Genomic DNA, 14,215 nt, shown 5'->3' on the forward strand with positions numbered 1-14,215 from the left:
GTAGAGGAAGTTAAAATGGCAGATTCAAAACAGTCAATATTTTCAGACAGTTACAGTAAGTATGGTGGAGTGAAACAGAAACGTAAAGATGCAAGAGTCAAGTTAGATGTGCCTTGCACTGTAGAACTAGTTAAATCAAAAAATACACCTGTCAGTGGACATCTTTCTGATTTAGGAACTGGTGGTTTGGCCTTCCAAACAACAGCAATCTTTTATGAAGGCGATCAAGTAAAAATTCAATTCTCTCTTCACCAAAATCCGTTAGAGATTGTGGGAACTGTTCATAGAACGGCTGGTAAAACGACTTCGGTTATCTTCCAACCATTAGCAGCAGCGGAACACAAAATCGTTCAAGAATTCATCCACAAACATTACTTCGACCCTAAAACAAAAAAGTAAATTGTTCTGAAGGCAAAAAAAAGCCTCCCAAGGAGGAGGCTTTTTTGAAACGTTAAGTTAAGACAGTCAGATTACTGAGCTGCAGTTGCTTTTGCTTCAAGAGCTTTTTGTCCACCTGCATAACGCAAGTATCCAACACACTGACATTCTTCCCAAGTTTCAGGTTCGCCAACATTTGCGCAAATTCCTGTTTCATTGTTAAGTGAGCAGCAGTCATAAACCCCAACACCTTTGATGATTCCCTTAGATTCAGAAACGATCACGGAACCTGTGGATTGACCATCAGATACACCGGATGCTTGTTCTAAGTATTCACCCAAGATTTTTTTCAAACCATCACCAGCAACTTGGAGACGAGCTGCTTCACGGCAAGTGGATTGTTTCATTGCAACTGAGTTAGCTTTGATTGCTTTGTCAGAAGCACGTGCAGAAAATTTCATGTAAAGATAATCGTATTCTTTCTCTTTTCCTTTGCAATACTCAGCAGGGCTTTCACCACGTTTTGCAGCAGCGGCATCAGGTGCACAAGCCCAACCTTCAAAAATCCAACCATTTTTACCTACGGTCGTAGCGTCTCTTCTGCCTCCATCATTGGATCCGCAAGATACAACAAATGCGATTATAGAGGCACATACGATAAGCGATTTCTTCATAAAGAATCTACTCCTTTTCCGAAGAATTTGATCCTATAAAAAGACCTTGTCAATCTTTTCTCAAAGAAAACGAATGATGGTCGTAGGATAAAGATTTACATTTTCCCTCAATAGACCGATTCTAATTTTATGTCTCGCCGACCCCTCCGAATTCCCTATGCATTGCTTCTGCTATTTATTGCGTTCTTTCCCGAATTTATTATAGGGAAAGAAATTTCTATCTTACCTGCTTACATTTCCGGTGAGGTTCCCCCAGTTCTTGGAACCAGACGTGAGGCAGGATTCGAATTGTCACGGCTTTCACGACATTATTTAAAACGAAATTTTTTTACAGAAATTACAGACCCAAAATTGGTGGAAAATTATTTAACTGAGACGGAATGGAATGAGGACGCTGAACTAAAGGACCAAGACCTTTATTCTTATTGTAATGAATGGGACTCTCATTTTGTAGTTCAGGACCAAATTGACTTTGGAAATCCTATTCTTGTTAAAACTGTGATTTATAATTGTAGAAATCAAACCAGACAAACCATTCAATCCAAACTTGTCTCCAATTTTGTTTTAGCTTATGAAAAACATAACGATAAAAGTTTTCGCTTTTTACCGCCTCGATTCTACGAGAAGAAAAATAAAATTGCCCCTAATTATGAAATCTCACTTTTTATCGACATTCACTCTTCCTATGCTTATTACAAAAAAGATGTTCTGAAGAGTTTATCTTCGCTTTATGATCAGGATGGATTGTACTTAGGTGTTACTCTTGTAAAAAAAGATAAAACGGTAAACATTCCGCCAACAAAAGAACATACTGAGATTAAAAAACTTATGGAAGAAACCGGATGGCAAGGGAATAATCAAACCGAATCGGTTGTTTCCGCATTACAAGCATTAAAATCAAAAGTAGCTTCCGGCAAAAAAGAATCGAGAAAACTATTTTTACTACTTTCCTCAAGTGTTAAAGACAAATCTGGATCCATCATTATGGCGCTGAATGATTTGCGCCATATGGAAATTGAACCCGTAATACTGATTCCTAATCATTCTGATCTTAGTAGCATTAGAGAGTTGCAAAGGATAGGTAAGGCAAGTAATAGTCGCATCGTAGGAATCACGGAATACCAAAAAATTGGCACTTCCGAAGGATATGAATATTTGTATTTAAACCAGTTTAATGTATATTCTTCTGTGGAAGAATTACAAATGCCCTTTAATTGGAACCAAAACCAAATTAAAAAATACGATGCCTCATTGGTTCGTGCAGCAGTGGATGTAATTACTCCTTACAATTTATATCTGGCGTATGAAAAAATTGCCGACAAACGAATTTTAGAAAAAGAAGAAATCAAAACAGATTTGGAATACATAATTCGCACAGAATCTAATACGGACCAATCAGAAAAGGATAGATTTCAAACGGTTCTCTTAGAATCAAAAGGTGAGGCCATCTGGATTCAATTGCCTTATGATGTGACTGTTGGCAAAGGAAAAGAATATTTAGTGCAGACTACCTTTGTTCTTGATCCTTTATCAACTTGGGGTGTGAAAAATGCTCCTGCAGAAACAAATCTACTAAAAGTAAATTCAACTTATCCTAAAACATTGATGGTGAAACCTTCTCAGGCTAAAAAGTTTTTAGATACAAATAAAATCAGAGAATTTAATGGCTACCTACAAGGGATAGTGAGTGTCATCAAAAAAAAGTAAATCTAATACAGAATGGATTTGTAGCGGATCAGACATACAAAAGATTCGCAACCAATGGATCGAAACGTCCAACTCTAATTTGCCAATGTTAATCATTGGAGAAAAGGGAGTGGGTAAAAGTTTTTGGATTCGTAGGAGTTTAGAACAAAGGAACATTCCGGAAAATGCGATCATCAACTTGGATTTTGAATATCCGTTTTCTTTTTCAGACAAGTTAGAGAAAATTAAATCTTCTAAACAAATAATCACAATTTACATTGATCAAATCACAAAGGCAAAACCAGAAGAAGTTCTTCAATTACAACAGTGGTGGAAATCAGAAAAATATGAAGAGAAGTCGAAGGTATATTTGTATTGGGAAATCCATTCTGATGAACTCGAAATTTTAAATCAAAAGAATGTTTATGCTGAATTTTATGACCAATTAAAATCCTTTCGTTTTGAACTTCCCAATTTAAAAAAAAGAATCTCCGAACTGCCACAGTTTGTTTCACAATTTTTAGCGGAAGCTAATGAATCTTTAAATAAAAAAATCACAGGTGTTGAAGAAGAGTTTTTTGTATTTTTCAAAAACAAAGCCTTCACTTCAAATATCTCTGAACTCAAGGATATGATATTTGCACTAGTGGGATTTTCCTCTGGGAAACAATTACACTGGAAACAAATTCCTTCTCATTTTTTTGAAAACCAATTATCCGAATTGGAAGTAAAACCGGGAATTAGTTTGGAAGTTTACGAAAAAGAAATTATCAAAGCCAATTTAATTTATACAAAAGGAAATAGAGAAAAAGCAGCTAAGTTACTTGGAATTTCAGAAAGAAATCTATATCGCAAACTTCATGAATATCAATTAGAAGATCTTTCCTGAAGTAAAGAAAACAAGTGCATTATTTTTTGTAAAAAATAGTTTTTGCCTTCTTCGTCCCGAAGACCTGATTTAAATTTAATATTCATCTCAATCACTTGGTCATAGAACTGATCTAAAATTTTATCTGTAAATAGAGCAGAATCAGAAACCAATTGTCTTCTGACAAAGTTTTTTCTAGCATCTGAATAACTTCCTGTTTTTAAAAGTTCATCCATAAGTGGAATGGGAACTTCACCGTTATGCCTTGAGCGAATGACTTTGATTTTACGAATTTCATCCAATTTGTAAGTGAGCCTTGTTAAAAAACTAAGTATCTCTGAGTTTTGATCACTAAATTTCGTGAACTCTTTGAAAAAATCCACCTTTCGTTTTTGAATTAAAGATTCAACAAGGGTGTTGGTATTGAGTTCATTTTGGCTAAATAGAACTGCATTTACATCTTCGATTGTAAATTTAGAACGGTGCAGGTACTGTTTTAATTTTTTAACACTCTTTAGATAAGCTCCCACGTTTGCAGGAATTCTATGTATAAATTCATCGGAAGCATTGGGTTCAAAATGCACTTGCTCTTGGTCACAAACTTCTTTGAATACTTTTGGATAGTCACTTGGATATAAAAATTTTGTTTTATAAAAGTTTAGAGTGCTTTGAAAGAGTTGGATCAAACTCTGCGGAATGTCTTTACTATCATAATGGACCAATAGAAAAATCTCATCGGATACAGAAGTAATATTCTTACGAAATCCAGAAGCAAAGTCTTTCCATTCCTGGGCAGACTTTGTATCAAGAATCGGTTTAAAAAGTGCCGTTGCTTGTTTGACTATGATCAGTTTGCGTGGATAAAACATATCCGGTGTGAATAGTTCAGCGAAAAGTTTTGCCTGTTCTCCCGATTCAGAAACAATCAGAATGATTTCGTAAGTTCCAGCGGTTTTGGAAAGGGTTTCTTTGTAATGGTCAATGATGAGCTCAAATTCATAGGAGTCCTCTCCCGAGTAGGCAAAAAACTGAGGTAAATTCGAGGTTTGGGTTTTGAAGAGTTGGAAAAGAGAGGTAAATTCCCTTGCTTGCGATTTTTTTGTTTCCATTTTCTGTAAACCGGTCTAATCTTTCGTTAGGATCAGGGCGATATTCATACTATGGAAATCTCAAGTAATGTGGCAAGAGTTTCAGGACTAGGCGAACCGTATATGTATGTGTCCCCCACATACGATACCCAAGCTGTCGAACAAGTAGAAGCGATTCAATCTCGTTCCTACCAACCAAAATATGCTTCCGGTGAAACAGAAAAAAAAGCAGCAGAGATTCAAACGAGTCCCGATGCGAAAGCTTCTTACAAACCAGGAAATTTAGTCAACCTCTACGCCTAAGACTTTTCCCAGATAGGCAACCACACCGAGGAACGTGAAAAAAAACTTCGGAGTGGGAATCCCATAACATTTGTATAAGACCCTTCTCTTGAATATACCGGCCCTTTCTCATCCTGAATTCCGTAAGAACCTGCTTTATCAAAAGGTTTGCATCGCAAAATATACTCTCTAATTTCCTTTTCCTTCCAATTTTTGAATTCGATGATGGTTTCTTCATAAAAGAAATCCGTAGTTATGTTTGTTCTAATACCAGCTCCCGAAAAGACAGAATGTTTGTTCCCAGAAAGTTTTTTTAAAATGCGAATGGAATCCTCCAAATCAATTGGCTTGTGTAAAATTTCATTTTGAAAGACCACGATGGTGTCAGCAGCTAAATATAGATTATTTTCATTCCCTTGATTACCCAATTTAGAGTGAACCATTCGTTCTAAATAAACTAAAGGGAGCTCTCCTAGGTTTTGGGTCTCATCTACGTTTGCTGGTTCTACCCGAAATTGGAATCCAAGGTCCGTTAGGATTTGGATTCGCCTGGGTGAAGTCGATTTGAGTATAAACAAATTCTTGCTATTCCTTAAGGGATATTGTTTCATTTCATAATGATGAGTCCTCGACTTTTGGCTATTTTTTTATGGGTATTCGTTTTGATTTTTGGATGTAAACGAGGTTACTCGGAAGACATCCAAGATTGTAATCCTGTAGCGGATTATTATGATAAAGGAACGCACTACATAAGAAGAGATTTAGTTCGGGACGATAATACTTTAGATTATAAAAAACTTATGGAAGACACAAAACCTCAAGCTAGCGATTGTTATCCTTCCAATCACGAGGTAAAATGAGTTTGTTTGATGTAAAAGGAAAAACAATTTTAATCACCGGTGCGAGCCGCGGTATAGGAAAAACTTTGGCTTTAGGATTTCGAGATGCCGGTGCTATTGTTTATGGGGCAGGATCTAGGCCTGAATCCATTGAATGGATGGCCAAAGAAGGGATCAATGGGGTAGTCCTCGATGTTCGTAATGAAGGAGCTGCCTTCGAAGTCATCGGTCAAATCAAAACGAAACACGGAAGGCTCGATACGCTCATAAACAATGCGGGGATCGCCACCAACACCCCTGCTTCAGGATTCAAAGAAGACGAATTACAAAATATTGTTCAAACAAACTACGTAGGTGTTTTTCGCAATTGCCAAGCATACTATAAACATCATAAAAAAGAAGGTGGAAACATCATTAATGTGGCTTCTGTTTTGGGTATGGTAGGAAGTAAACTTGCATCTGTATATTCAGGAACTAAAGGAGCTGTGATTACACTTTCCAAAGCATTGGCTATTGAATGGTGCAATAATGGTTACCGAGTGAATGTAATTTGTCCGGGTCTTATCGATACAGAGATGACAGATATGATTAAAGACAAAGAATTTATCATGAAACAAGTGCTTGCTGGAATTCCGATGGGACGACTCGGAAAACCTGAAGAAATTCTCGGGGCAGCGATTTATTTGGCATCCGATTCATCTTCTTATATGACAGGCCAATGCATTGTTCTAGACGGGGGATTGACTGCACAGTAGCAGCAATTCAAATTATGATTTTATACCTTCATCCTGAAAATCCAGAGGTTAGAAAACTAAAACAGATTTCTGAACGATTGAAGGATGGAGCAGTTTACATTTTTCCAACAGACACAGTGTATGCAATTATAGCCGATGCACATTCGAAATTAGGAGTAGAGAAAATATACGCTATTCGTAAATTACCCAAAGACAAACCACTTTCGCTAATGTGTAAAGATATCTCGATGGCTTCTAATTTTATAGAATACCTACCCAATTCAGCTTATAGGCTAATGAAGAGAGTCACTCCTGGACCTTTTACATTTGTCTTAAAGGCAAATAAAAACCTACCCAAACCATCAGTCGCTCATCATAGAGATCGACAAATTGGAATTCGAATTCCAGACCATATCTATCTTTCTGAACTCTTAAAGATTCACGATTCTCCATTAACATCTACATCCGCATTTTGCGATGATGAATTTATTATAGATATAGACGACCTTGAAGCTATATACGGAAACCAAGTAGAGGGAATTATCGATGGCGGCATTGTGAAAACAGAACTATCGACAATTTTACAAATCAATGATGATTCTATCAATTTAATCCGTGAAGGGAAAGGTTATGATTTGATTTCTTCCGAAATTTCTAATACTAAATAAATTAGAATTAATTAAGATATTATCCTCAAAACAAAAATGATCTTATCTAAAAAACTAATCCTGGAATTTTTTTAAGATAAGATTCATATACATACATTCGTTTTTCTGAATGTTTGGGGACTTTCATGGAAATTTCATTTTGTTTGTATTTTTGAATCGGGATAATTTTATAACCATGTGGAAAAATCCAAACCGGTTCTATTGTTACATCTTTGATTCGTTTCCTTTGTTGGGAATCTATCTCTAATTGGAATGTAAGGATGATTCCGCCGTCGGTTGCTTCGCTATTTTGTGCGGATAAAAAGTTTCCGAGAGAATAGGCAACGAGTCTATCTTCAAAATTTTTCTCTTCTTGGAATAGATCCACTCTCTGGACCACATGGGGATGGCCTCCGATAATGATATCGGCACCTGCCGCAAGGCCAATGTTTACCCATTTTGTTTGAGAGTTATCTGGTTTTTCTTCGTATTCTTTTCCATAATGATACCAAAGAATTACGAAATGAACTCCATTTTCTTTGGCAAAACTTACGTCTTCCTGAATCTTGGCTTCATTTAACAATCGGACGATCCTATTGCCTTTTACCGGAATTCCATTGGTTGAATAAGTATAGTTATAAATAGCAATTTTGATTCCATTAATTTCCTGAAAAAAATCTTTTCGTTCCAAGTAATCAGCGTTACCTTTAAAAGTTCCAATAGGAATCATTCCTTTGCTGAAAACGGAATCGATTGTAAAATCAATTCCAAAAGGACCCTTGTCAGCAGAATGGTTGTTTGCTGTAGACAGAATATCAAATCCAGCATTTTGAATTCCTGTCAAAAATCCGATTGGCGAACCAAACCTTGGATAACCAGTGAATTCATTCGGGTCAGTTGCTATTGTTGTTTCTAAATTTCCTAAAGTTAAATCTGCATCTTGTAATAAATTTGAAACGAATTCGAAACTACCAGTGGAATCATAATCTTTTGTTTTTGGTTTATAATAAGTAGAGATTTGTGAGTTGTGACACATAAGATCACCCACCACTTTAATTCGCACTTGCCTCGAAAAGTAAACATCAGGTAAGGTGTAGCAAGATAGGAAGGAAAGAGTGAAAAACCAAAATAGTATAAAACAAAAGTATGGATTGATCATTGGTTTTCTGTTCATTCTTATCAATTGTGGTTGGGAAGAGGATTATAAACGCGCCGCCTTTTTATCGATGCAACCTGATACAGATTTAATCCTAGCTCCCTATCCATTCAATATATTTGATAGAGAGGCAAGAGATGCAATCACTCTTTCTCATTATTCTAAAGAAGAAATTAAAAATATTTTAGAAGATCACGATTTGTCTTGGGAAGAGTTAAAAACACAATGGCAATTAGATGCAGAGGAAGAAAATTTTTCTAAAGAAGTAAATTACACCTCTCATTACACACAATATTTTTATGATACAGAAATTCCCATTTGGATCTATGGCCCCAAATGGATTCGAAATGGTCAATATTCCGATCCCATTAACCAACAACATATCCCTTCTGTTTATGGAAGACTCCTCGATTTCAAATTTTCCAATACACTCAATACTTCCTATTTAGATAAAATATTTCAGAACCAAAAAGAAAAACCAGAAATCATTGTCACAGTTGTCGTGGATCAAGGTGGTAAGCAACTTTATAAAGCTCACAAAGGTTCTTATCCATTTTTAGAAGGTTTGAAAAATAATTCTGCCTATTTTAAAAAAGCAAAAGTAGGCCATTTAGAATCACATACAGCCGTTGGCCATATGGCGATTGGAACAGGAGCTTTTCCTAAAGATTCAAAAATATTCTCAAACGAAATCTATTCTTATGCTGATGGAAAAGTCCTTCATAGACCAGTATACCAAGGAGCAAATAAAGATTGGGATCTTAGTGAATTAGCAGTACCAAGTTTTGCAGACGAATGGGATCTTTCTCACAATAACATACCTGTAATCATTAGCCAATGTTATGCGGCAAGAGCGGCAGTTGGTATGGCCGGACATGGAAAACTTTTTAATCCTCCCTCAAAACAAAAAGACTCGCTTCCTTCCGACTTTGACCATGTCTATTGGCAGGATATTAAAAGCCTTTCTTGGTCCACTTACACGAATGCATTTCTTACACCAAACTCTGCGCAGAAATATAATTTATATAAGTTTTACTTAGAAAATAAAAAACAAATTGCAACACATTTTGAGGCAAAGGATCCAATTGAGCTAATTGCAAAAATCCACTATTTTCAAGGCTCAGAATTTCAAGTCAAAATGGACGGGGCACTTTTTCGAGATACTGTTTCAGAAACCATTCTCAATACTAAAAAAGATAAAGATGGAATCACAGATCTTGCTTATGTGACTCTAAAAGCAACCGACGCGGTGGGTCATTTGTATGGTTGGGAATCAAAAGAAGCTGAACAGGTTTTGAAAGCAACTGACAAAGAAATAGAAACAATCTTTCAATTTCTAAAAAATAATTATGGAGATAACTTTGTTATGGTGGTAACTGCTGATCATGGTGCCGCTCCCATGCCTGAAATCTCCAATGGTCTTTTTTTAAGCCATGAACAATTTTTTGCGACAGTGAATGAATTATTACCTGAATCGGAAAGAAACAAACGTTCTCTGATTAAATGGGTCGCACATTCTCAACTATCATTCGATAGGGAGCTTATGAAAATGTATCATGTAAGTGAAGAAGCGATTATCAATAAAATTCTTTCTATCCAAATGAATGAAAAAAAGTTCTTTCGAAAAGTTTGGAAAAGAGAAGAGATTCCGAATCTATCTTTCTAAAATAGATTCGGAGATTTATTTTACTTCTTTTTGGGAGTAGTGTCGTCTTTTTTGAAGTCTTTTAATTTCAAATAGACTTTGATGTCTTCGAAATCAATTCGATCAAGGCTCACCGAAACCGGATCACCAATAAAGAATATCTTCGAATATTTTTTAGAATAGAAGGAGAAGTCATTTTTAATCACAACTTCAAACTCATCGGTAAATTCCGCTTTATCCAAAACTCCTTCCAAATTAGAAATATCCAACTCGACAAAAATTTGAGAAGGGCGGATTCCCACAATAAAACCTTTGAATTCTTTAATCCCCGTGGATTCCAAATACCGAAAGGATTTGATTTTAACTATATCACGCTCCGCATCGGCAGCTCTTCGTTCTTCTTCAGAACAATGTAATCCCATGACAGCAATTTCATTTTCAGAATAGGTCCTTTCTGTTTCTAGAAGTGTGGCTTGTAAAACCCTATGAACAATTAAATCGGGATAACGTCTGATCGGGGATGTGAAATGACAATAGTCTTTAAAACCAAGTCCCCAGTGGCCCAGTGGATCTGCTCCGTAGTAGGCTTGCATAAAACTTCTCAAAAGTAGATAATTGAAAATTTTTCCAACAGAGTTGTCTTCAATTTCTTTCACAGCTTTCATAATTTCTGCATAACTTGTATCTTTGATTTGGATGTTGTAACCGTTCAGTTGCAGAAAATGATTTAATGTTTCTAATTTCTCTTCATCCATTGGTTCATGAATTCGATGGAGTGAAGGTGCTTTCCTTTTTCGCAAAAATTCATCCACTTTCAAGTTGGCAGATAACATAAGTTCTTCGATCAGAATATGACTTGTCAAACGTTCACGATTTTCAATCCCAATTGGTTCTTTTCTTTCGTTCCAAGTGATGGTTGTTTCTTTTAAATTTAAATCGATTCTACCTGCGGCCATCCTACGTTTACGTAAGGCTTCGGTAAACTGGGATAATTGAAACATCCAATTGTTCGGATCTTTTGCTTGGATCTCTTCCTCGGCCATTTCGTAGGTATAACGTGTTTTGACTTTGATTACCGATTTATAAAATTTTGCATTGTAAATGTCACCAGTTTTACTTGCTTCCATTTCTACTGTAAAGGCAAGCCGATTGGTATTGGCTACCAAACTACATAGGTCTTCGGAAAGGATTGGTGGTAACATCGGAACTACACGATTTGCTAAATAAACGGATGTAGCTCTTTCGTAAGCTTCTTTATCTAGTGGTGAATCTTTTTCTACATAGTAGGAAACATCCGCGATATGAATCCAAATTCTAAGCCTATTCCCTTCATCGACAAAACTGATCGCATCATCGAAATCTTTAGCAGTAATTCCATCGATGGTTACAGCATATAACTCACGTAAGTCAGTTCGTTGATTCCAATCGGAAACAGTTTTTTCAGAAACTTCTTCCGGAAAATCCAAAGGTATAAAATCTGGATGAACCGGATCATAGTTGTATTTCATTAAAATCCGTTGTAAGTCACTATCCTCTTTCGTGTCCGATTCAAAACGGATAAAACTTACATCATACATGTTCTCTTGAGGAGGAGACCCTTCTTTGAATTTTACGATGAGAATGTCGTTAACATTAATTGAATCAAAAGTATCTTTTAATATGGATTTAACGTGAAGAACACCTTCTTTGTTATCTCCCAACATATCCAAAAAGTTTCCAAAAACAAATTTGTTTGTTTTTTCTCTGACTCGCATTCTATAGAGAACTCGACCACGTTTGACAATATTGGTTACTTCTGCTTCGAGTTTGTTTTTCTTCCCCACTCCTAGCGGAATGACTTCAACTTTGTCACCTGTGATGGCAGAATTGGTCATTGGCCCTGGAACAAAGATATCATTTTTAGAAGGTAGAGCTATAAAACCATCACCTCTTCTGGAGATGGAGATTCTTCCTGTTAGGCGGAAAGGGTTGGCAACTGTTAAATACTTTTTATTAGGTATTAATAATCCCTCTGCTTCGAGCAGGTCGATGAGTTGGTCGATAAGGGATTCGATTTCTTTTCTAGGAACTTTTTCTTTTCTTTTGAAGGATTTTACCTTCTTTGTTTTTGGGTCGGGTCGTTTGAATTCACTTGATTCGGTAAATTTTTTTTTGATCTCTTGTCTTGTGATGTCCTTCCCAGACCGTTGGTCCAGAAATTCTATTATTTTTCTTTGTATTTTATAGGTATCCATAAATTCATTTGTGATCTACATAGGTCCCGCGAATGTAATTGGGCAGGAGAGATAAATAGTCGTTTTTATTTAGTTCAGATTTGTTGTATTGTTTCAAACTATACTCTAGTATAGACGAAAGATTCAACTTTGTCGCTTCAATTTTTGTCGCTGATTCTGGGTAAAACTTAGGCAAATTTCCAGTATAGTACCAATTGTTAGGTGTCCATTCGGTATTTTTAATCTTTAGTTCGATCAATTCTGGAGTAAGGTCAAGAGAATCAGAAAGCTCTATTCCGGTTGAATACTTAGTGTAATATTTTCCCTGTTTACCATCTAAACAAAGCAGGGCTGTTTTCTCCTCAGACCCTTGTCTTTGTAAACCTACCAAATAAGCTTCCAAACTATCAATTCCAAATACCGGGATCTTCCATAACTGTGATAGGTCTCTTGCTGTAGTTACTGTTATGCGAATCCCAGTAAATGATCCAGGCCCAGTAGTGACAATTATGAGCTCGGGTTTGTTTACTTTTGCCTCTTCGAGAGAAATCCGAATCATCTCTACTAATTTGTAAGAGGATTCTTTTGGAGTAGTTTCAGTTAGTTTTGATATAATTTGGAGGGAGGACTCAGGCTGATACGATCCAACAAGAACCTGGATCCAATCCTGTGTGGTGTCGAAATACAGAATATTCATAGAATCTCAATCTCTGACCATTCTAAAGTATAAGAGCGAAACTCAATGGAATCCGACTCGATAGAAAGTAAAATTCGATTTGTTTTTGGTAAGTATGGTTCTGCAATTTGCCACCATTCAATTGCGGATACTCCCTCCTTTCCCCAAATTTCTTCAAACCCCAATGCATCTAGTTCTTCTGGAAATTTGATTCGGTACAAATCAAAGTGATACAAACGAAAATTAGGCGAATCGTAAATGTTGTACAAAGAAAAGGTAGGGGAGTTAATTGAACTTTCCGTTTCAAATCGACTAAACCATTCCCGAATGAAGGTAGTTTTCCCCGCTCCCATCTCTCCAGTAAGGAGTAGAATTGGAAATTGTTCTTTCTTTAGAAACTGAGTCACTAATTGATCTAAACTTACGAATAGGGGACTCAGTTCCGATTCTCTCAGCGAGAGAAAAGTTGATTTCATTGGTTAAAGAACTTCTCCACATCGAAAGAATCAAATTGATAAGCGGTTCTACAAAACTCACACGTGATTTCGATCTTTCCCATTTCATCAATAATGGAGTCGGCTTCTTGTTTGCCAAGGGAAGCAATGATATCAGCAACCTTATGTCTAGAACAATCGCATAAAAATTCAGGAGATTCGTTACTTAAAATTTCTAAATCGGATCCTATTTCGCTTTGTAAGGATTGAAACATTTCATCCAAACCCATAGCCCAAAAGGATTCTTTCTTAACCAAAGGTTGGATTTTTGAAATTAAAAATAAAAAACTTTCTTCAGGTGCATCGGGGAGGGCTTCAAAAAACAAACCCTTAGCAGAAAAATCATTTCCAGGAAAATCAAAAGGGGAAACTTCCATACCGACAATACCTTTGATTTGTTCAGATTCAGTTAGGTATTTTATGAAATTAACTTCGAAAGTATCTTCTACGAGGTTGGTATAAGACTGATATGTATCAGAATCAAAGTCCCAACGAATCACTTTCATGATTCCTTGTCCTAATATAAATTCGTTTCGGATATCACCCTCTTCCAGGTTTGCCGAATAGGCCACAGATTTCATTTTTCCATAGCGATCACTATAGGCTAATGCTTGTTTATTGGAATCATCCTTCCATTGAATACTAACCTTTTGTTGGTTTTTTGTCATCTCTGCTAGAAACAACGCACCCATCATGGTTTTGGAAAGGAATACGGACATTTCTTTGTTAAGAGAATGTAGAAACATCGCTTCTTTAGCGGTTTCCGTGAGATTCACTAAAGTAAATCGATAGTGGTGGGTGTTGGATATACCTAAAATAACTTTGTCAGACATTA

General features: G+C 36.3%; 16 protein-coding genes. 8 read left to right on the plus strand and 8 right to left on the minus strand.

Going from position 1 to position 14,215, the window contains the following annotated elements:
• Window positions 1-15: 15 nt before the first annotated feature.
• The gene (locus tag JWG40_RS14410; RefSeq protein WP_205286479.1) at window positions 16-399 is read left to right on the plus strand and encodes a PilZ domain-containing protein; all 384 of its coding nucleotides are present in this window, start codon (window positions 16-18) and stop codon (window positions 397-399) included.
• A 71-nt stretch (window positions 400-470) separates the two neighbouring features.
• Here the strand turns inward: JWG40_RS14410 and JWG40_RS14415 are convergent, their stop codons facing one another.
• Window positions 471-1,052 (minus strand): lipoprotein LipL21, encoded by a 582-nt coding sequence (locus tag JWG40_RS14415; protein ID WP_205286480.1) that lies wholly within the window; start codon window positions 1,050-1,052, stop codon window positions 471-473.
• Window positions 1,053-1,181: 129 nt separating this feature from the next.
• Between JWG40_RS14415 and JWG40_RS14420 the strand changes: the two genes are divergently transcribed.
• On the plus strand, window positions 1,182-2,759 hold the full coding sequence (locus tag JWG40_RS14420) for an LIC10012 family protein (protein WP_205286481.1): 1,578 nt from the start codon (window positions 1,182-1,184) through the stop codon (window positions 2,757-2,759).
• Window positions 2,740-3,627, plus strand: a complete 888-nt coding sequence (locus tag JWG40_RS20090) for a helix-turn-helix domain-containing protein (RefSeq protein ID WP_205286482.1) — start codon at window positions 2,740-2,742, stop codon at window positions 3,625-3,627. Before JWG40_RS14420 ends, JWG40_RS20090 begins: the two co-directional genes overlap by 20 nt.
• On the opposite strand, the gene holA is transcribed toward JWG40_RS20090, so the two are convergent.
• Window positions 3,606-4,715 carry a DNA polymerase III subunit delta gene (gene holA / locus JWG40_RS14430; protein ID WP_205286483.1) on the minus strand — a complete coding sequence of 370 codons (1,110 nt, stop codon included), beginning with the start codon at window positions 4,713-4,715 and terminating at the stop codon, window positions 3,606-3,608. The genes JWG40_RS20090 and holA overlap by 22 nt on opposite strands.
• Before the next feature lie 51 nt (window positions 4,716-4,766).
• On the opposite strand from holA, the gene JWG40_RS14435 reads away from it, so the two are divergent.
• Entirely contained in the window at window positions 4,767-4,997 is a 231-nt protein-coding gene (locus tag JWG40_RS14435) for a hypothetical protein (protein ID WP_205286484.1), read from the plus strand.
• Here the strand turns inward: JWG40_RS14435 and JWG40_RS14440 are convergent.
• On the minus strand, window positions 4,994-5,554 hold the full coding sequence (locus JWG40_RS14440; protein ID WP_205286485.1) for a Maf family protein: 561 nt from the start codon (window positions 5,552-5,554) through the stop codon (window positions 4,994-4,996). The two genes, JWG40_RS14435 and JWG40_RS14440, sit on opposite strands and share 4 nt — an antisense overlap.
• A 24-nt stretch (window positions 5,555-5,578) precedes the next feature.
• Between JWG40_RS14440 and JWG40_RS14445 the strand changes: the two genes are divergently transcribed.
• The 3 genes from JWG40_RS14445 to JWG40_RS14455 are packed head-to-tail and all read left to right on the plus strand — an operon-like array spanning window position 5,579 to window position 7,217.
• The gene (locus JWG40_RS14445) at window positions 5,579-5,836 is read left to right on the plus strand and encodes a hypothetical protein (protein WP_232369389.1); all 258 of its coding nucleotides are present in this window, start codon (window positions 5,579-5,581) and stop codon (window positions 5,834-5,836) included.
• On the plus strand, window positions 5,833-6,570 hold the full coding sequence (locus JWG40_RS14450) for an SDR family NAD(P)-dependent oxidoreductase (RefSeq protein ID WP_039926390.1): 738 nt from the start codon (window positions 5,833-5,835) through the stop codon (window positions 6,568-6,570). The genes JWG40_RS14445 and JWG40_RS14450 overlap by 4 nt, the downstream gene beginning before the upstream one ends.
• Before the next feature lie 14 nt (window positions 6,571-6,584).
• Entirely contained in the window at window positions 6,585-7,217 is a 633-nt protein-coding gene (locus JWG40_RS14455) for an L-threonylcarbamoyladenylate synthase (RefSeq protein ID WP_205286486.1), read from the plus strand.
• Window positions 7,218-7,263: 46 nt separating this feature from the next.
• On the opposite strand, the gene JWG40_RS14460 is transcribed toward JWG40_RS14455, so the two are convergent.
• Window positions 7,264-8,259, minus strand: a complete 996-nt coding sequence (locus JWG40_RS14460; RefSeq protein ID WP_205286487.1) for a CapA family protein — start codon at window positions 8,257-8,259, stop codon at window positions 7,264-7,266.
• A gap of 52 nt (window positions 8,260-8,311) precedes the next feature.
• Here JWG40_RS14460 and JWG40_RS14465 point away from each other — a divergent pair, with 52 nt between their 5' ends.
• Window positions 8,312-10,018: an alkaline phosphatase family protein gene (locus tag JWG40_RS14465; protein WP_408611529.1), complete on the plus strand. Its 1,707-nt coding sequence runs from the start codon at window positions 8,312-8,314 to the stop codon at window positions 10,016-10,018.
• 20 nt (window positions 10,019-10,038) lie between these two features.
• Here JWG40_RS14465 and JWG40_RS14470 read toward each other — a convergent pair whose 3' ends face one another.
• Genes JWG40_RS14470 through JWG40_RS14485 form a run of 4 tightly spaced genes read right to left on the minus strand, consistent with a single transcriptional unit; the run spans window position 10,039 to window position 14,213 of the window.
• A complete protein-coding gene (locus JWG40_RS14470) occupies window positions 10,039-12,231 on the minus strand; it encodes a ribonuclease R family protein (RefSeq protein WP_205286488.1) in 2,193 nt (730 codons plus the stop codon).
• Between the two features lie 4 nt (window positions 12,232-12,235).
• Window positions 12,236-12,907 (minus strand): tRNA (adenosine(37)-N6)-threonylcarbamoyltransferase complex dimerization subunit type 1 TsaB, encoded by a 672-nt coding sequence (gene tsaB / locus JWG40_RS14475; protein WP_205286489.1) that lies wholly within the window; start codon window positions 12,905-12,907, stop codon window positions 12,236-12,238.
• Window positions 12,904-13,362: a tRNA (adenosine(37)-N6)-threonylcarbamoyltransferase complex ATPase subunit type 1 TsaE gene (tsaE, locus tag JWG40_RS14480; protein WP_205286490.1), complete on the minus strand. Its 459-nt coding sequence runs from the start codon at window positions 13,360-13,362 to the stop codon at window positions 12,904-12,906. Before tsaE ends, tsaB begins: the two co-directional genes overlap by 4 nt.
• Window positions 13,359-14,213 carry an Hsp33 family molecular chaperone HslO gene (locus tag JWG40_RS14485; protein ID WP_205286491.1) on the minus strand — a complete coding sequence of 285 codons (855 nt, stop codon included), beginning with the start codon at window positions 14,211-14,213 and terminating at the stop codon, window positions 13,359-13,361. The genes tsaE and JWG40_RS14485 overlap by 4 nt, the downstream gene beginning before the upstream one ends.
• Between the last annotated feature and the right edge of the window lie 2 nt (window positions 14,214-14,215).

Source organism: Leptospira abararensis (assembly GCF_016918735.1).
In the GTDB taxonomy this organism is placed as follows: Bacteria; Spirochaetota; Leptospiria; order Leptospirales; family Leptospiraceae; genus Leptospira_A; species Leptospira_A abararensis.